At 62.8% G+C, this 17,509-nt stretch carries 15 protein-coding genes and 1 pseudogene; 10 read left to right on the top strand and 6 right to left on the bottom strand.

Going from position 1 to position 17,509, the window contains the following annotated elements; translation table 11 throughout:
- The first annotated feature begins 27 nt into the window (after nt 1-27).
- The 3 genes and pseudogenes from ACX80E_RS00980 to ACX80E_RS00970 form a co-directional block, all read left to right on the top strand.
- Nucleotides 28-2,295: a hypothetical protein gene (locus ACX80E_RS00980; protein ID WP_459299639.1), complete on the top strand. Its 2,268-nt coding sequence runs from the start codon at nt 28-30 to the stop codon at nt 2,293-2,295.
- Nucleotides 2,296-2,297: 2 nt separating this feature from the next.
- On the top strand, nt 2,298-2,939 hold the full coding sequence (locus tag ACX80E_RS00975; protein ID WP_459299637.1) for an ATP-binding cassette domain-containing protein: 642 nt from the start codon (nt 2,298-2,300) through the stop codon (nt 2,937-2,939).
- A 111-nt stretch (nt 2,940-3,050) separates the two neighbouring features.
- Nucleotides 3,051-3,407, top strand: a pseudogene (locus ACX80E_RS00970) (Tn3 family transposase); the annotation flags it as partial.
- 90 nt (nt 3,408-3,497) lie between these two features.
- Here ACX80E_RS00970 and ACX80E_RS00965 read toward each other — a convergent pair.
- The gene (locus ACX80E_RS00965; RefSeq protein WP_459299635.1) at nt 3,498-6,431 is read right to left on the bottom strand and encodes a helix-turn-helix transcriptional regulator; all 2,934 of its coding nucleotides are present in this window, start codon (nt 6,429-6,431) and stop codon (nt 3,498-3,500) included.
- Nucleotides 6,432-6,579: 148 nt separating this feature from the next.
- On the opposite strand from ACX80E_RS00965, the gene ACX80E_RS00960 reads away from it, so the two are divergent.
- The 4 genes from ACX80E_RS00960 (at nt 6,580) to proC (ending at nt 9,937) form a co-directional block, all read left to right on the top strand.
- On the top strand, nt 6,580-6,810 hold the full coding sequence (locus ACX80E_RS00960) for a hypothetical protein (protein WP_459299633.1): 231 nt from the start codon (nt 6,580-6,582) through the stop codon (nt 6,808-6,810).
- Between the two features lie 137 nt (nt 6,811-6,947).
- A complete protein-coding gene (locus tag ACX80E_RS00955) occupies nt 6,948-7,931 on the top strand; it encodes a Ppx/GppA family phosphatase (protein ID WP_459299631.1) in 984 nt (327 codons plus the stop codon).
- Nucleotides 7,932-7,942: 11 nt separating this feature from the next.
- Nucleotides 7,943-8,797 carry a sugar phosphate isomerase/epimerase family protein gene (locus tag ACX80E_RS00950; protein WP_459299629.1) on the top strand — a complete coding sequence of 285 codons (855 nt, stop codon included), beginning with the start codon at nt 7,943-7,945 and terminating at the stop codon, nt 8,795-8,797.
- Between the two features lie 303 nt (nt 8,798-9,100).
- On the top strand, nt 9,101-9,937 hold the full coding sequence (proC, locus tag ACX80E_RS00945) for a pyrroline-5-carboxylate reductase (protein ID WP_459299627.1): 837 nt from the start codon (nt 9,101-9,103) through the stop codon (nt 9,935-9,937).
- A 46-nt stretch (nt 9,938-9,983) separates the two neighbouring features.
- Here proC and ACX80E_RS00940 read toward each other — a convergent pair whose 3' ends face one another.
- Genes ACX80E_RS00940 through ACX80E_RS00920 form a run of 5 tightly spaced genes read right to left on the bottom strand, consistent with a single transcriptional unit; the run spans nt 9,984 to nt 13,844 of the window.
- Nucleotides 9,984-10,535, bottom strand: coding sequence for a methylated-DNA--[protein]-cysteine S-methyltransferase (locus ACX80E_RS00940; RefSeq protein ID WP_459299722.1), 552 nt, complete (start codon nt 10,533-10,535; stop codon nt 9,984-9,986).
- A gap of 52 nt (nt 10,536-10,587) precedes the next feature.
- Nucleotides 10,588-11,226 (bottom strand): RNA polymerase sigma factor, encoded by a 639-nt coding sequence (locus ACX80E_RS00935; protein ID WP_459299625.1) that lies wholly within the window; start codon nt 11,224-11,226, stop codon nt 10,588-10,590.
- Nucleotides 11,199-11,708 carry a methylated-DNA--[protein]-cysteine S-methyltransferase gene (locus ACX80E_RS00930; protein ID WP_459299623.1) on the bottom strand — a complete coding sequence of 170 codons (510 nt, stop codon included), beginning with the start codon at nt 11,706-11,708 and terminating at the stop codon, nt 11,199-11,201. The genes ACX80E_RS00935 and ACX80E_RS00930 overlap by 28 nt, the downstream gene beginning before the upstream one ends.
- Before the next feature lie 50 nt (nt 11,709-11,758).
- Complete coding sequence (locus tag ACX80E_RS00925; protein WP_459299621.1) at nt 11,759-12,445, bottom strand: potassium channel family protein; 687 nt, start codon at nt 12,443-12,445, stop codon at nt 11,759-11,761.
- Nucleotides 12,438-13,844, bottom strand: a complete 1,407-nt coding sequence (locus ACX80E_RS00920; protein ID WP_459299619.1) for a TrkH family potassium uptake protein — start codon at nt 13,842-13,844, stop codon at nt 12,438-12,440. The genes ACX80E_RS00925 and ACX80E_RS00920 overlap by 8 nt, the downstream gene beginning before the upstream one ends.
- A 144-nt stretch (nt 13,845-13,988) precedes the next feature.
- On the opposite strand from ACX80E_RS00920, the gene ACX80E_RS00915 reads away from it, so the two are divergent.
- The 3 genes from ACX80E_RS00915 to gdhA all read left to right on the top strand — a co-directional run bounded on the left by ACX80E_RS00915 (nt 13,989) and on the right by gdhA (nt 17,374).
- On the top strand, nt 13,989-15,137 hold the full coding sequence (locus ACX80E_RS00915) for an acetoin utilization protein AcuC (RefSeq protein ID WP_459299720.1): 1,149 nt from the start codon (nt 13,989-13,991) through the stop codon (nt 15,135-15,137).
- A 71-nt stretch (nt 15,138-15,208) separates the two neighbouring features.
- Nucleotides 15,209-15,877: an ArsR/SmtB family transcription factor gene (locus ACX80E_RS00910; protein WP_459299617.1), complete on the top strand. Its 669-nt coding sequence runs from the start codon at nt 15,209-15,211 to the stop codon at nt 15,875-15,877.
- Nucleotides 15,878-16,033: 156 nt separating this feature from the next.
- Entirely contained in the window at nt 16,034-17,374 is a 1,341-nt protein-coding gene (gene gdhA / locus ACX80E_RS00905; protein WP_459299615.1) for an NADP-specific glutamate dehydrogenase, read from the top strand.
- Nucleotides 17,375-17,509: the final 135 nt, after the last annotated feature.

Here is a 17,509-nt window from a genome sequence, read left to right as displayed (position 1 = left end):
GAGGCACCATGGAGAACCGGGAGAAACGTGCGCAGTCGACTGCTCTTTGTCTTAGCCCTGCTGGCGGTCACGGCGATGGTGTCCGCCTTGACTCTGGTGGCGAACATCCAGAACCGCCGCGCCGACGAGCAGACCGCTGTTAGCAAGGTCGGGGTCACCATAACCTGGCCTGATGTTGGGCCGGGTGCCGACCCAACTCTGACGTTGTCGATCCTCACCCAGGCGGCCCAGACCACCCACTCGAACGTCTTGCGTACATCTGTGGGGATCACCGCCAGCAATCGCACGGTGGCCACGCAGTACGTCTTGCTTGAACAGTCAACAACGGCACTGTTCGACGCCTACAACCTCACCAGCGGGCGCTGGCAGGACAGCGCTGAATTGAACAGCGCATCGGTGGCGGTCTCAACCATGAAGCAGCCACCCGGCGTCTCGGTCATCGGCGAGCCCTCGGTACTGCTCAACGCCTACGACGTCACCGTCTTGGGCCTTCCCGCCGCCTACAAGACACTTCCGGCCGCAGGTAAGTATGTTATCGAGGCGCCGACCCCGGCCTTGCAACAACAGTTTCTCGACATTGTCGCGGCCAGCTTGACCGCGGCGGGTCTACCCGTGTCGGCCAGCGACCTGCAAAGCGGCCCCAGCGACGCTGCCCTTCCGCAGGAGTCTCCGGTGAATCTGACCGGTATCACGCTGCTCCTGATGGTCACCACGTTCTTGCTGGCCTTGTACATCCTCCTCCGCGATGGGCGCCGTATCGGCGTCCTGCGACTCAACGGCTACTCCACCAGCCGGATCTGGTTCGCGGTGGTCGGTCGCCTCCAATGCATCGTCTCCGTAGCCTCAGCCGTCGCGTCTCTGGCCGTCCTGTCGGTGCTCCCGGGAGCTGACTGGGAGTTGCGTGTCGCCGCCCTTGGCGCTCTCACTGCCTTTTCGCTCGCCACCTTGGGCGCGACAATTGTGGCAGCCAATCTCGTGATTCGCGGTGTTCGAATTAGCGACCTCGTCAAGTCCGCTCCGGTTGCCGGTAAGGCTGCGCTCGGAGTCCTCCTCCTGGCCAGTACATGTAGCGGCGTCGTCTTGTCGGCCAGCCTGGCCCACCTGTGGACCGAGCGGGACGACCTGACGACCCAGCGACAGCTAGCACGTGCAGAAGAGGGCAACCGTGATTACGCGGTCTTCTACCCTCGCCTCGTCGGCGACGACGCGGTGGAACTGACGAGCGGCGGCAACGCTTCGACCATCTCCGAGGCACGCGAGCTGTACACCCTGCTCGACTCCCGTGGAGCACTCTACATCGACGCAACTGCCTACGAAGTGGTCGACCCCCAGCAAGGCCCCATCGACCAGGGTCCATTCCCTCCGTCGATACGCGTCAACACCAACTACCTGCAGGAGTACCCGGTTTATGATGAGGCTGGGAAGGCTATTTCGGTACCGCCATCCGAGGAGGAATGGATAGTGGCCGTTCCCGCCAAGTACAAGGCGAACAGTCAGATGCTTCAGGACATGTTAGAGGTACGACGCACCGGCAACGCGCAACGAGACGGCGCCTACCAAGGGGAAACGCGGATCGTTGGCGCCCCTGCAGAGCGCTTCGCCAATCAGCGCGTGCGCATCATTTGGACCGAACCCGGCCAGCAGGTATTCACGTTCAACCCAGCGGTCGCACCTACCCACCGCAGCATGGTCACCGATCCCATCATCGAGATCATGACACCCTCTAATAGCCTTACCATCGACCGCTTTAACGCAGTCACCGGATTCCTGGGCACATCACTCAAGGTTAAGGTGAACGGCGATTCCGCTCGTACCCTGACCGAGCTGCAACCGACACTCCACAACCTGCACCTCGATGACAACCTTCGCTATCTGGTGACACCAGATGAAGCCGCCCTGCAAAACCTCAGCGAGCTCGAGGAGGGGCTGAACCGGACCGCAGCCGTTGCCGGTGCTTCCGCCCTCGCCGTCGCGGGCCTCGCAGTGGCCGTCGTGCTCATGTTGGCCGACAGGTTCAACCGCGCACGGGCTATTCGACGCCTGCACGGACACGGAACCTTTCGCGCCAACCGAGAAGTCCTTCTTATCCTCAGCGCATCACTCGCTGCGCAAGTGATCCTAACGGCCGCGGCGCTATCCATTGCCGGCCCAGTCACTAGCGACGGCCAAGGAGCTACCGCACCGACCGTGGCACTAGCTTGCGCAGCAGTGTTAGCCGCCCAGACCATGGCGATCCTAGTGGCGATCACGGCTGCAGAACGCCGATCACTAAGCACGGGCTTAAAGGAAGGCTAACGATGACTCAAACGAGCTTACAGTTGGAATCTGTCACCAGACGATACGGAGATCACGTCGTACTCCGTGATTTCAACCTCCACGTAAACGCTGGAGAGATGGTGGCCCTCACTGGGCCCAGCGGGTCAGGCAAGTCTACGGTGCTCAACCTCGTCGGCCTCCTCGAAGCCCCCGACGCTGGGAGCGTATCACTGGCCCAGCGGCCAGCACCAGCGCCGGGTAGCAAGGCAGCGTTGCTCCTTCGTCGTCACACACTGGGCTACCTGTTTCAAAACTACGCACTGATCGACGGAGCGACCGTGGCCGAGAACCTACGAGTGGCCATGGCATACACCAAGCCGGGCACCTCTGCAGCCGACGCGATAGGTGCAGCCTTGGAACAGGTGGGGCTACCGGGGACTCAGAAGCGGCGCGTGCACACACTATCGGGTGGCGAGCAACAACGCGTTGCCATCGCCCGCCTGCTGCTAAAATCCTGCGACATCGTGATCGCGGACGAACCCACCGGATCACTGGATGGGGACTCCGCCGCATCTGTACTTGACCAACTCCAGATGCTCGCCGACGCGGGAAAAGCGATCCTTCTAGCGACCCATGACCCCCTCGTCGCCGGCCGCTGCTCCAGGATCGCCTCACTGGGGTAGCTTGTGAATTCGTCGAATATCCGACACCAGCCTCTACACATCCACCAACGATCCGGAGCTTGCCACCTTGGCGCCGCTGATCGGCGGCACCATCAACACGCAGACCATCACCTGCGCCGCAAGGTCACGGCCGGGCTCAACAAGGGCGAAGCCCGAAACACCCTGGCCCGGGCCGTTTTCTTCAACAGACTCGGAGAGATCCGCGACCGATCCTTCGAACAGCAGCGCTACCGAGCCTCGGGGCTGAATCTTCTCACAGCGTCCATCGTCCTCTGGAACACGGTCTACCTCGACCGAACCGTCACCACCTTGAAGTAAGAGGGCAATGCCACCGACCCTGAGCTGTTGCGGTTCCTCTCACCCCTGGGCTGGGAACACATCAACCTCACCGGCGATTACACCTGGCCACGCACCAACAAGATCAAACCCGGCAAATACAGGCCGCTACGGCGCTCGGCAAAACCTTAGCGTCGGATATTTCACTTTTTCACAAGCCACCCCTGATGGGCCCGCTTGGCGTCGTTGTGGCCATGAGCAACCGCCGCCGTGCAATGAAATTCAATTATTGCTTTGCACGCTGGGCGGCCTTTGCTCTGCCCCGGCCCGGCGGGTTGCCAGCCGGGACAGGTCAAGGCGGTTTGCGGCACCGCTCTTGCGCAACAAGTTGGAGATGTGCGAACTGACAGTTTTCTCACTGATAACCAGTGTCCGCGCAATTTCGCTGTAGGTGCGCCCTGCAATGACGTAGCCAAGAATTTCCCGTTCGCGCGGCGTTAGATCCGGCCACTGCCCAGACATGTCCGGCACCGCCGGAGTCGTGGTGTCGATGCGAGCCCTGGCGGCAAGGTCGGCCAGCAGCTCCTGGAGGGGAGCAGCCTGCAGCTCCGCCGCGAGGTCAAGTCCGCGGCGCAGCAACGAGGCGGCCTTTGTCCGGTGGGCATGGGCATGAAGCAGCAGCGACACCGCGCCACGCCAACAGGCGTAAGTCGCTTCCCAGAGGAACGAAACTAGGTGCAGGGCATCGGCGGCCTCGCTCCATTGCCGGGCATTGTTGCTGCCGTCCCTGGCACGGCCCACCTCAGCGTCGTAGAGGAGGTTGAGGGCCGCCAGCTGTTGCTGGTACGCCTCGGTGGTGTCCCCGGATTCCTGCAGGACTTGGGGGAAACGCTGCACCAAATCATCCAACAGGGCAAGGTGCTGGGCAGGGGGCAAACCCTCGTCCCGGGCCTTGCCCACCAGATCGGCAAGGGCGCGGGCGGCCAGAGGAATCAACCATTCACACATGGTGGGCTGCATCCCTGCTGCGGTGGCGCCCCGCATGGCAGCCACCAGGGCGGCGGCGGGATTCCCTGCGGCAAGGAACACCTCGGCCCGGATGGCGTCAAAACCCAAGTTCAGGAACTCCGCCTTGGCGGCGTAGAGCTCGTCGGCGCGTGCCAAGTGCGCCTCCGCCTCGCCCGTTCTGCCCTGCAAAGCGGCCAGCCGGGCCCCCGTGAGGCGGGAGTCGACGTCGGCCATGACACCCGGATCGGATCCATGGGCCACTCGAAGCGCCTCTGTGCACTCCCTCCACCTGCCGATCACCAGATAGCTGCTGGCCTCGTCGGCAGCCAATTTGGCAACGTATGCGTGCGGTGCGCCCAGGGCAAGCAGTTGCGCCCGGCCCGCACGCATAAGATCGGCATAGTGCTGGCTGGTCCAGCTTGCTGTGGCGTTTGCCTGCCAGAGCGTGGCATGGACATACGCCCAAAAATCTCTGGCCTGGACAGCGGCAGCCACGGCTTGCCCGGCAAGTTCCCTGCAGTCCTGCGCCCGACTGTCGTCCAGGGCAGCCATGGCGTTCGCCGTCAAGGCATAGCTCAGGGCACGCGGGTGGCTGGCAGCCACGGCCACCTTGAGCGCCTCACCGGCCTGCTCCGCGGCGCCAGGGGAGCCGTGCCACAGGCCCGCATGGGCGAATTCGGCCAGCGCCAGCGCATACTGCCAGCTGTCTGGGGCCACGGCGGACAGGCGCACGGCCGTGCGCGTGTCCTCAAGATCCATAAACGACCGCCCGGTGGCGTAGCGCAGCAGCGTGCGGCGCACCAAAAGTTCGGCCCTGTCGAGAGGGCGGGCACCGCCGTCGACCAGGGCCAGAAGGGCTTCCACAGCCTCCAATTCGTCGGCCTGGGCACCCGATTCCTCTGCCACCGTGCGCAAGCTGGACCATAAGTCCTCAAAGGTTTCCGGTGCGTCCGGCAGCCGGACGCGCAAGGTGAGGGCGCGCCGGAGCAGGCGCACCATCTCGGCGGTCCCGCCTGCATCTCCAGCGGCCGATGCTGCACGCAGCGCCCACACGTAGGCTTCCTCAATATGGCCAGCAAAGTGGTGGTGCTCGGCTAACGCGGCAAGGTCCTGAAAATCGGGCTTGTTCGCGCCCGCCAGTGAGTCTTCGTGGAAAACCGCAAACGCTGCATGCCAGTGCTTGAAGGCGTCGCCGTCCATCCGCTGGAGCAAAGCCTCCGCAATCAGGGGATGATGGAACCACCAGTGTGTGGCGTCCGGCTCGCAATCCAAGATGCCCGCATTTGCGCCCTCGTGCAGAAGTGGCAGGGCGGCCGGAGTTAGTTCCGTGGCGGCCATGACGGCCTCCAGATCCCGGGCACGAAGGGGCCTGCCGGCGACCGCCAAGAGCTGTGTGATCGTCTGGGCGTCGGGGGACAGGAGCGTCCACGAACGCAGCAGGGCCGACTTGAGGTCGGCTGCCAATTCAATTGGCAGATGGCGGGCATCGGCTTGAACATCGGCCACCACCAGCTTGTTGAGGTAGGCATTTCCGGCTGTGTGGGTGAAGACTTCCTGCACCAGACTTTGGTGCGGTGGTGCGCCCAGCAACCCGGCCAGCTGGACTCCCGTGTCGATCCGGTCCAGTGGCCCCAACGCCAGCCAGCCCACCCGGGGCAGGCGGCGAATGTCTGCAAGCCAGCGCACCAGCGGGTGCCCGTCCCAGAGCTCGCCGTTGCGCACCGTGGCGATGATTGCCAAACGGCGTTCCGACGGCCCTGCGATGAGGTACATCAGCACATCTAGGGTGCTCGCATCCGCCCAATGTAGGTCATCAACGATCAACACCACGGGCCGGAGCGCGCAGAGGTTTTCAAGCCACGCGTCAATAGCGACGGGGACGTCGGGGCGTGAGTCTCCGGAAACACCGTGCAGGGGACGCGCCACGCCATCGATGCTGGGGGCGTGGCGAAAGGCGGATCGCAAGGGCAGGAAAGGAACCGTCATGGAGGCCAGCGGCAGGGCGGCGCCTGCGAAGATCCACGGCGAGGACCCTGCCGTGCTGCAGGCCTGCTGCACCAAGAAAGTCTTGCCCACGCCAGCATCGCCGGTGACAAGCAGCGTGCCCGATACTCCGGTTGCCGCGCCGTCCAAAAATGCCTTGATGGCAGCCAGCTCCGTGGCCAGTCCAACGAGCCCTTCCCCGAGCGCAGCTGCGGTTCCGTCCACCTCACCAGTTTCCCACTTCTGGCCGGCCGTGTCCTAAGAATCTGAGGATGGAAGGTGACTTTATCAGGGGCAACCCCTGATGTTGTGTGACAGTCCTGGAGAGCACAGTGGTGGTATCAGGATGGCACCGTTTAAGGAGAACAAGATCATGTCTATTGCACACAAAGGGCCACGGTGGCTCGGTGTGGCGGCAGCTTTACTGCTGGCCACAGCCGTACCCGCCCCGGCCCAAGCGAAACTGGACCCGGGAACACCAACCCACGTCACGCAGGTATCGGTTTCCCCGCAATGCGCGCTCCGGCGGATTGAGCGGCAACTGACCCGCTGCGACAGCCTCACCGGAGCCGGGGTGCTGGCTCCGCTCTGGGTACCGGAGTAGCAGTCCCGCAACACCCGGGCACGACGTCGACCTTCCGCGGCCGCCGTCGTGCCCGGGCGTAGTCCGTGAGGGCAGTGATGACGGTGCGCCGGGGGTGGAGTATTTTACTTTTCCACCTGCCACCCCATAATGGGCATATGAGATTAGGCGTACTCGACATTGGCTCCAACACCGTTCACTTACTCCTCGTTGACGCACGGCCAGGGGCCAAGCCCGTGCCCTACGCCTCACACAAACGGCCCCTGAGTCTTGTGCAGCACCTTGATGACGAAGGCAACATCACCGACGAGGGCCAACGCGAGCTCATCGAGTTCATTTTGGAAGCCTGGGAGTTTGCTGCCCAACACAAAGCCAAGGACCTTTTGGCGTTTTGTACCTCAGCCATCCGTGAGTCCACCAACGGTGCGGCAGTGCTGGACCGGGTCCAGCATGAAACAACTGTCCGCCTGACGGAGCTCACAGGTGAAGAAGAGTCGGCCATGACGTTTTTTGCTGTGCGTCGCTGGCACGGTTGGGCTGCCGGGACCATCCTGAATCTGGATATTGGTGGTGGCTCCTTTGAAATCTCACAAGGCGCCAATGAGCTACCCGAGCTGGCGCATTCGGTGCCCTTGGGCGCTGGCCGGCTCACTCGGGACTGGCTGGCGGAGGACCCGCCCACGGCAAAGAGCATCAAGCAATTGCGCAAACACATCAAGGCCACACTCAAAGAGCCGGTAGCAGCCACGAAACTTCTCGGCCCGCCCAACATCGTCACGGGCTCCTCCAAGACGTTCCGGGCGCTGGCCCGCATCACCGGTGCTGCGCCGTCGTCCATGGGACCGTACGTGCGCCGCGACCTGCACATGAGCGATCTGGGGTTGTGGTCCCAACGATTGTCGGCCATGTCCTCGGCGGACAGGATGCACCTGCCGGGAGTGTCCGCACCACGGGCCCAGCAAGTGCTGGCCGGGGCGCTGGTGGCGCAAACGGCGATGGAGATGTTTGGTGTGACAACCATGCAGATCAGCCCCTGGGCCCTGCGTGAAGGTCTGATCCTGCGGCGGTTGGACCAGCTCGTGTTCGACGGCCCACTGGACCCTCCAGCTCACGTTGGTAAGCTGATGAACTCGAAGGACTAGACTAGGCGGACATGACTCAAACACCGACGGACTCCCCCCAAGCGCAAAGCCAGAATACGGACGGGGGCACCCCGCGAGCCCACATCCCGGTGGCGCTTTCCACCGCTTCGGTGTACCCACTTTCGGTCCATGACGGCTTTGCCATTGCTGCCGATCTTGGCTACGACGGCGTGGAAGTCCTGGTCACGCACAACGGCGACAGTCAGGACTCGGCTGCCCTGAATCGGCTGGCCGAACGCTATGACCAGCCCATTCTGGCCATCCACGCCCCCACGCTTTTGCTCACCCAGCAGGTGTGGGGCAGTGCCTGGAGTAAAATTCAACGATCGGCACAGATGGCCGTGGATGTCGGCGCCGAGGTAGTGGTGGTGCACCCGCCCTTCCGCTGGCAAAATGACTACGCCGAAACGTTTGCTCACGGTGTGCGGGACATTTCGGACTCCTTTGGGATCCGCATCGCCGTGGAGAACATGTATCCGTGGCGTGTACGCGGGCGTGAGGCGCTCGCCTATCTGCCACATTGGGATCCCGTACCGCAGGACTACCGCGACGTCACCTGGGACTTTTCCCACGCGGCCACTGCCGGCGCCTCAAGCCTTGACGCTGTCAGGGCGCTCGGGGAGCGGCTGCGGCACATCCACCTGACTGATGGCTTGTCGCCGTCAACCAAGGACCAGCACTTGATCCCCGGACACGGCACGCAGGAATGTGTTGAGGTGCTCCAACATCTTGCCCACAACGGGTTCGACGGCGCAGTGGTCGCCGAAATCTCCACCCGCAAGGCCAAGGGTGCCGGGCAGCGCGAGGAATGGTTGGCCGAAACCCTGGAATTTGCCCGGGTGCATCTGGGTCAAACCTTGCCGTAGCGGCGTGGCCTGACACGACGGGAACCGGGGGATTGGGCCCTTAAAATGAAATCGCCGGAGATTGCTCAGCCAGTGGATGGGGGGATCACTGGCGAGATCTCCGGCGATTTGACTGGTCTTCAGGACAAGACCAGTCCGATCATCACTCGCACCCTTATGAGGTAATTAAAAGATTACGGGGCGTGCTTGAGAATAGTCGGGGCGCCAGCTGTGCGTTTGCCATTAAACAGATTTAGCCCCTCTTCTTGGGCTGCAAACACACGCCCGTTTGCATGCTGTGCCGCGGCAAACCAAGATGGGGGAATGATGAAAAAGATTGTGTTTCTTGGCTGTGGCTCCATGGGTGAAGCAATTCTGGCGGGCATGTTGGCCGCCGGGGTGTCCCCACTCTCCGTTTCCGTGACCGTGCGGCGGCCGGAACGGGCCAATGAGCTGGCCACCCGCCACGGTGTCACCGCCTTGGCCTCCAACGAAGAATTAGACGCCAACGTCCAAGCCGTTGCTGGGGCGAGTGTTGTGATCCTGGGTGTGAAGCCCGTCGGGATAGCCGATTTGTGCCGCGAAATTGCTGGCTCGCTTGAATCAAACGCCGTGGTCATCAGCGTTGCTGCAGCTGTTTCCCTAGCGCAGCTGGAAGGGGCATTGCTGCCGGGGCAGCCGGTTGTGCGCTCCATGCCCAACACGCCCTTGAAGGTGGGGCGCGGAGTGGTTGCCCTCTCGGCAGGGACCTCGGCGGATGAGCACCACCTTGCAGCAGCGCACCAGATTTTCGACGGCTCGGGCGTGGTGATAGATATCCCCGAGGAGCAACAGAACGCCGTCTCAGCCATCAGCGGCTCCGGACCGGCCTATGCGTTTTATCTCGCCGAGGCCATGGCCGCCGCCGCCGAGGGCTTTGGCATCTCACCGGAGATAGCGCAGATATTGGCGCGTGAAACTGTGGCAGGCGCCGGCATGATGCTGGCGGAGCCGGGCGCCAATCCAAGTGATCTGCGCCGGGCAGTCACCAGCCCCAAGGGGACCACGGAGCAAGCCATTGCCAGTTTTGACCGGGATGACCTGCCAGGCATCATCCGGACCGGCGCCCGTGCAGCCGCAGCGCGTGCGGCCGCGATCACGGCAGAACTCGGCGAAAAGTAGCCGCCACAGCCACAAGAATCGGCCCCCGGGGTGCCAGAATCCGGTGCTAGTGCCCCGCTTCGAGCGCCAACAGCAGCGATTTGGCCGCCATGCCACCCAAATACGCGCCCTGGCTGCCATCGGCGCGGATCACCCGGTGGCATGGCACCACCAAAGGCAGCGGATTGCGCGCGCACGCGGTCCCCACCGCCCGCACGGCCCGCGGACTGGACGTCAGCGCCGCCACCTGCGCGTAGCTGACCGTATGTCCGTAGGCAATTTCGGGCAGATGCGCCAGCACCTCACGACGGAACCCGCTGGCCAGCCTGAAGTCCAGGGGCAGCTCAAAACTGTGGCGGCGGCCGGCAAAGTACTCATCGATTTCCCGCGCGGCCAGATCCAGCCGGGCAGGTGCCTGCACTATGCGAGGACTGATGGCTGAGGCCAGCGATTCGAGCACTGTCTGGTGCCCTTCGCGCGCAAACGCCACACGCACCAGCCCCAGCTCCGTGCCGGCCAGCAACAGCGGCCCCACAGGGGAATCCAGCACCCTGTAGGCCACATCCACTAGGCCATCCGCCGCTGCAGCCAGCTGAAACGCGCCACGCAGGCGCTCCACAGCGCCGGCCTCGGCAGCTGTGACCGAGGTAAATTCGGCGGGCAGCTCACTGTCAATCGTCACGAGAAATCCTTTCGTCCACGGGCCTGCTGTGCGCCAGGGCCACACGCAGCGCTTTCATGCCGGCGGAGGCGGCCCTGCGCGCAGCTTCCGGAGAATTCCCCAACAGCTGCGCCACCTCCAGATAAGGCAGCCCGGCCAGGTGATGGAATGCCACTGCCTCACGTTGAGTTCGGGGAAGCTGTCCCAGCGCCGCCCACACCATTGCCGCCTCCGCGTTGGCTTCGGCAGTACGTACGACGTCGTCCCCTCCACCGTGCCCGGCGGCAGCTCCGCGCGTATCAGGGGCGAAGATCCCGTCGGAGGAATCAGAGACACCGGAGTCAGACGCCGGTACGGGGAGCCGGAGCGCCTTCCGGTGATGGTCCACGGCCTTGTTGCGCGCTATAGTGACCAGCCAGGCCTGCCAGTTGCTGACTTGTCCTGCCGAGGGGTAGACCCGCAAGGCAGCCAGAAACGTTTCTTGCCAGACATCGTCGGCATCGCTGACACCCACCAGTGCGCGGCAGACCCGCAACACAGTGGCGCCGTGGCTGGCAACTAGAGCGTCAAAGGGCGGCAACGGTGCAGGGCCACGTGGCAACCGCGCCGGGACGGGGGCGCTCAAAACAGTGCCTCGGTGCCCGTCCACGCCGGATTCTCAAATTCCAAGAGGAACTGCTTGCGTGCCAGGCCACCGGCGTAGCCCACTAGTGAGCCGTCGGCGCCCACGACCCGGTGGCACGGGACGATGATGCTGATGGGGTTGCGGCCATTGGCTGAACCCACAGCTTGTGCCATGGACTTATCGCCCAGCATGGCCGCCAGCTCCCCGTAACTGCGCACCTCGCCGTGGGGGATTTCCCGCAGTGCCGCCCAGACCCGGTGTTGAAACGGGCTGCCGATGGGCGCCAAGGGAGTCGAAAATTCGTGGCGGGAACCATCGAAGTACTCGGCCAGCTCGGCAGCCGCCTGTCCCAAAACAGGTGATTGGGCAGCAGCCACCCGATCGCCCATCGTCTCCTGAGCAGGCCGACGTTTGTGTTCGGCCATGTACACAGCCTGCAGCCCGGCGTCGTTCGCCACAGCCGTCAACATCCCTAATGGTGAGTCAAAAGTTAGGTGTTTAAGCATCAGAAATACCTCCCTATCCTGTAGACGTTCGGCAGGGCGAGAACGTGAGTCTAGGGTCGGGAGGCGAAACGCTCCAGCAGGTCAACGTAGCCGGAAACGATGAGCATGTCGCGGCTGGAGACGCGCGTGTTCGGCTGGGCGTAGGTGAAATCCTCGCCCGGCGACTTCACACCCACCACCGTGACACCGTACTTGGAACGCACCTTGGACTCCTCCAGGGTGAAGCCCTGGGTTTCCTTGGGCGGGTACATTTTCACGATCGCGAAGTCGTCGTCAAACTCGATGAAGTCAAGCATGCGCCCGCCCACCAGGTGCGCAGCCCGGACGCCAGCGTCAGCCTCCGGGTAGATGACGTGATTGGCACCGATGCGCGTGAGAATCTTGCCGTGCGACTGCGTAATCGCCTTGACCCACAGGTGCGCAATACCCAAATCGACAAGGTTCACCGTGATGAGCACGCTGGATTCGATGGACGTTCCCACCCCCACGACGGCGGAGCTGAAGTCCTGCGCCCCAAGCTGGCGCAGCGCGTCAATGTTGGTGGCGTCGGCCTCCACGACGTGGGTGAGGACGCCAGCCCACTTTTGCACCAGCGCCGGATCACGTTCAATGGCCAGCACTTCGCGGCCCTGCTTGACCAGCTGGTGAGCCGTGGCAGCACCAAAACGGCCCAAACCAACGACCAAAACGGGTGCGTTGTGCGGCGGACGGTTGCTGGAGTCTGTCTTGTCAGCCAATGATGGGCCTCTCTTCCGGGTAGTGGTATAGCTGGCGGCGCTGGCGCAGGGCTAGAGCAGCTGCCAGGGTGATGGAGCCGACGCGGCCAAAGAACATCATGGCGCACAAAACATATTTGCCCGACGGCGGGAGCTCGGCACTGAGCCCTGTGCTCAGCCCGACCGTGGCGAAGGCGGAGATGGTTTCAAAAAGCACCCGGTCCAGGCTTTCACCGGAGATGGCCAGCAGCAAGCCACAGGCGATCATGACAAAGGTTGCACCCATCATGATGACCGAGATGGCCACACGCATGGTGCCCTGGGGGATGGTGCGGCCGTAAATTTTGACGTCGCTATCGCCGCGGGCCTCGGCAACAATGGCCAGGAACATCACTGCCAAGGTGGTGACCTTGATGCCACCGGCAGTTGACGCCGAGCCGCCACCCACAAACATCAGGGCATCGGTGAGCAGCATGGTGGAGGAATTCAACGCGTTCATATCCACCAGGTTGAAACCCAGGGAGCGGGTCATGACCGAGGCGAAAACGGAGTGCGTGACCTTGTCCCCTGTACTCATCCCGCCAATGGTGGCCGGATTGGTCCACTCGAAGGCCGCCCACAACACTGCCCCGGCCATCAGCAGCAGCAAGGAGACCTGAATCGTGAGCTTGGCGTGCAAGGTCCACTTCTTCACGCGGAATCCGGTGACCAATAGAACCATCATGACGGGGAAGCCGAGGCTGCCAATAAACCCACCAATCATCAGCGGGGTCAGGATCCACAGGTCAGCCTCATAGGGGACAACGCCGTCGGAGTGGGGGGTGAAACCGGCGTTGTTAAACGCCGAGATGGCATAAAAGGTGGCGTGCCAAATGGCTTCGGGGAGCGAATCGCCCAGCATGAGGAAGCGGGGGGCCAGCACCAGCGCCAACACCACTTCGACGGCGACTGAGGTGCTGATAACTATCCGCAGCAGTGTACCCACTTCGCCCAACAGCCCGGCGTTCATGGCCTCCTGGGCGATGAGCTTGCCACGGACGCCCAGGCGCTTGCTGACCATTAAGGACATCAGGGACGCCAGCGTCAAGATGCCCAAGCCACCAACAAAGATGCCAATCAAAATGACCAACTGGCCAAAGAAAGACCAGTGCACCGCTGTGGAAACCGTTGTCAGCCCTGTCACGCAGACGGCGGAAACCGCTGTGAACAGGGCATCGTGGAACGCCGTGGCCTGGCCGTCGCGGGCCGCCGCGGGCAAGCACAGGGTCAGGGTGAAGGCCATGATGACCACAGCAAAAACAATCAACGCCAAGCGGGCCGGGGAACTATTGGCGACCCCGTCCACGAAGTCGCGGACGCGCACCACGACTCTCAACGGCCATTTCGGGAGCCCTTGTCGAAGTGTTGAATTTGCTGTCAACGCTTAGCTGCCCTTCCTGCCATAGATGATGCCGAGCCGCGGATACGGCATTTGCCGCCATACTTCGATAGCCTGTGATTGATGTCATCATTCGCCAGCTCAGGGCCAGCGGCCGTCCCGACAAGCATAGTCTGCGATTCGGCCATGTCGGCGTACAACTTTGGCCCCAATCATCCAATGTCCCCGTCCCGGCTGGACCTGACAGCATCGCTGGCTCGCGAGTTGGGGATCCTTGAACTGCCGCAGGTGGATGTGGTGGAGTCCTATGTAGCAACTGATGACCAACTCGCCACGGTGCATGACCGGGACTACATTGCAGCAGTCCGCCGTGTGGGGGACGACCCAACCCTGAATGATCCTGACCGTGGCCTGGGCACCGAAGATGACCCCGTCTTCGCCGGAATACACCAGGCCAGCGCCAGGCTGGCCGGTGGCTCGTTGCTGGCCGCAAGTGCACTTATCAGCGGCGCCGTGCCGCGGGCCGTGAACTTTGGCGGCGGCATGCACCACGCCTTCGCGGGCAAGGCCAGCGGTTTTTGTATTTACAATGACACAGCGTTGTCCATTGTGAAGCTACTGGAATCGGGTGTTTCCAGGGTTGCCTACATAGATATTGACGCCCACCACGGCGACGGCACCGAGCGCATCTTTTGGGACGACCCCCGCGTCTTGACCATTTCACTGCACGAGTCCGGTGTGACCCTTTTTCCCGGCACTGGTTTCGCCAATGATCTGGGCGGGCCGCTGGCCGAAGGCACGGCGGTGAACGTCGCTCTCCCTGCTGGCACCTCGGATGCCGGGTGGCTGCGAGCCTTCCACGCCGTCGTGCCGCAACTCGTTGAAGCCTTTGCTCCCGAGGTCATTGTCAGTCAACACGGCTGCGACTCGCACCGGGAAGACTCGCTCAGCAATCTGAACACCAGTGTTGACGGGCAACGGGAGGCTGCGCTGAGCATCGCGGCGCTGGCGGACAAGGTGTGCGGCGGGCGCTGGATCGCCACGGGCGGTGGCGGATACAACATTGTCAGCGTGGTGCCGCGGGTGTGGAGCCACCTGATGGCGATTGTGGCGGGCAAACCCGTTCCGCTGCGAACCCCCGTGCCGGAGGCGTGGCGGAACTATGTTGCACAAAGATACGGCAAGGTGGCGCCCCTGCTCATGGGCGAAGACGCCGATACGTGGTGGCGGTCCTGGGAAGTTGGTTACAACCCGTCGGACGCGCTGGACAGGACAGTGATGGCTACCCGGAAAGCCGTTTTCCCCATGTACGGCCTCGATCCCTGGTTCGACTGACACTGCATCGAATTGGACCTTCTCGGAGAGTCAAAAATGCTGTGACGGGCATATGTCGTTAGAGTAGTGGGATGGTTGTTGAAAAAGTCTTCGCGGTGATTGCCGAAAGTACCCGCCGGGACATTTTGGAAGCCCTGGCTCAGGAGAGCAAGGCCGTAGGTCAGCTGGTGGATGAGCTAGGCGTTTCGCAGCCAACAGTGTCCAAGCATCTGCGCGTCCTGCGTGAGGCCGGTGTGGTGACCATGCGCGCCCAGGGGCAGAAACGTTTTTACGGGATCAATACTGAGCCGCTTGCATTGGTGGCAAGCTGGCTGGAATCCCTCGGCGCCACAGTGTCAACCCTTGACGGTGACCTGGACGTTGCGGCTACGGGCACACCCGCCCGTGCTGATCCCGTGGGCGCTCCAGCGGCGCCCCAGCCAGCACCCGCCGCGGCTGGCCCTGCTGCTGCGGGGAATGGTGTGCAGCCTGCGGAAACGCTGGTGGCTGCCGCAGTGAACGGCGCCAGGGTGCCCGGCGCTGGTACGCTCGGTACGCCCGGTGCGAGCAACGGCTCTGCCGCCGCCAATACGCCGGTACGAACCTCTTCCGATCAACTGGCTGTGGTGGCGCCAGCGAACGAAAACGACGGCGGCGTTCCCGGACAAATTAGCCGCAGCGTGGGACGAGCGGCCAACAAGGCTGCAGATTTGCTGGCAAATCTTCCGGCCTTGCCCACTTTTAGGCGCCGCAAGGACTGACCCCACGGACCGGCTCCTGCTCCGGCGAGATGTGCATGAACCTGCATGGCGTATCGAAGAATGGGAAAGATTGGCCTTACAGGCGCCATGACTGGAAAATTGCCAGAGAGCATATCTATGCGCATTTTTTGCGCCTCACCTTTTCTCAGGAGACTCATGGATACCAGGCTAGAAGCTGTCCGGGAGCAAGTTTTAGCCCGTAACCCCGGCGAAAAAGAATTCCACCAGGCTGTACTTGAAGTGTTTGACAGCCTCGGACCAGTTTTGGATAAGCATCCGGAATTTGTTGACGCAGCTGTTCTGCAGCGTTTGTGCGAGCCCGAGCGTCAGATCATTTTCCGGGTGCCGTGGATGGACGATGCCGGCCGCGTGCAGATCAACCGCGGTTTCCGTGTTGAGTTCAACTCGGCGCTGGGCCCGTACAAGGGCGGACTGCGTTTTCACCCCTCCGTGTATCTGGGCATTGTGAAGTTCCTGGGCTTCGAGCAGATCTTCAAGAACGCCTTGACGGGGATGCCCATCGGTGGCGGCAAGGGTGGGTCCGACTTCGACCCGCGCGGCAAGTCCGACGCCGAAGTGATGCGTTTCTGCCAGAGCTTCATGCTTGAGCTGTACCGCCACATCGGCGAGTACACGGACGTCCCCGCGGGTGACATTGGTGTGGGTGGCCGTGAAATTGGTTACCTTTTCGGCCAGTACAAGCGCATTACCAACCGCTACGAGTCCGGCGTGTTGACCGGTAAGGGTGTGGGTTGGGGCGGCTCGCTGGTGCGTCCGGAGGCCACCGGCTTCGGTACGGTGCTCTTCGCCAACGAGATGCTCAAGACGCGCGGCATGTCCTTCGACGGCCAGCGCGTGGTGGTTTCCGGTTCCGGAAACGTTGCCACATTCGCCATTGCCAAGGCGCAGCAGCTCGGGGCTAACGTTGTTGCCTGCTCCGATTCCTCCGGCTACATTGTCGATGAGAACGGCATTGACGTTGCCCTGCTGCGTCAGATTAAGGAAAAAGAGCGCGGCCGCCTGAAGGAGTATGCGGTTCGCCGCGGCGCTTCCGTCAGCTATGTTGAGGGCGGTTCCGTCTGGGACGTCAACGCGACGGTGGCGCTGCCCTGCGCCACACAAAATGAACTCAACACCGAGGCAGCCACGAAGCTGGTCAGGAACGGTCTCATCGCCGTGGCCGAAGGCGCCAACATGCCCTCCACCAGCGGAGCCGTTGCAGTGTTCCAGGAGTCCAGCACCTTGTTCGGCCCGGGCAAGGCAGCCAACGCCGGCGGTGTGGCCACCTCGGCGCTGGAAATGCAGCAGAACGCCAGCCGCGACGCGTGGACGTTCGAGCACACCGAGGCTCGCCTCACCCAGATCATGGTGGGTATCCACGATCGTTGTGCCGAAACAGCTGAGACGTATGGCTCTCCTGGCAACTATGTGGTTGGTGCCAACATTGCCGGCTTCGTCAAGGTTGCCGACGCCATGCTGGCGCAGGGCCTGATCTAGGCTCCGCCGCCTGAACTGACCCGCAGAAAACGCCGAGAAATCACCGGAATCGGTGATTTCTCGGCGTTTTCTGCGGGTCAGTTCAGGATCCGGTCGCTGCATGACGCGGCCGAGTTGCTGGCAGGGCAAATGTCG

It is taken from the genome of Arthrobacter sp. TMN-49, from assembly GCF_054511095.1.
The sequence above is the reverse complement of the archived record's forward strand: the minus strand, read 5'-3'. Positions and strand labels throughout refer to the sequence as shown.

Excerpts from the sequence above, each read along its gene's own strand:
- ACX80E_RS00910 (WP_459299617.1), top strand. The coding sequence starts at position 15,209 with ATGGTTGTTGAAAAAGTCTTCGCGGTGATTGCCGAAAGTACCCGCCGG.
- ACX80E_RS00915 (WP_459299720.1), top strand. The coding sequence starts at position 13,989 with ATGTCGGCGTACAACTTTGGCCCCAATCATCCAATGTCCCCGTCCCGG.
- ACX80E_RS00930 (WP_459299623.1), bottom strand. The coding sequence starts at position 11,708 with ATGCTTAAACACCTAACTTTTGACTCACCATTAGGGATGTTGACGGCT.
- ACX80E_RS00955 (WP_459299631.1), top strand. The coding sequence starts at position 6,948 with ATGAGATTAGGCGTACTCGACATTGGCTCCAACACCGTTCACTTACTC.
- proC (WP_459299627.1), top strand. The coding sequence starts at position 9,101 with ATGATGAAAAAGATTGTGTTTCTTGGCTGTGGCTCCATGGGTGAAGCA.
- ACX80E_RS00950 (WP_459299629.1), top strand. The coding sequence starts at position 7,943 with ATGACTCAAACACCGACGGACTCCCCCCAAGCGCAAAGCCAGAATACG.
- gdhA (WP_459299615.1), top strand. The coding sequence starts at position 16,034 with ATGGATACCAGGCTAGAAGCTGTCCGGGAGCAAGTTTTAGCCCGTAAC.
- ACX80E_RS00960 (WP_459299633.1), top strand. The coding sequence starts at position 6,580 with ATGTCTATTGCACACAAAGGGCCACGGTGGCTCGGTGTGGCGGCAGCT.
- ACX80E_RS00975 (WP_459299637.1), top strand. The coding sequence starts at position 2,298 with ATGACTCAAACGAGCTTACAGTTGGAATCTGTCACCAGACGATACGGA.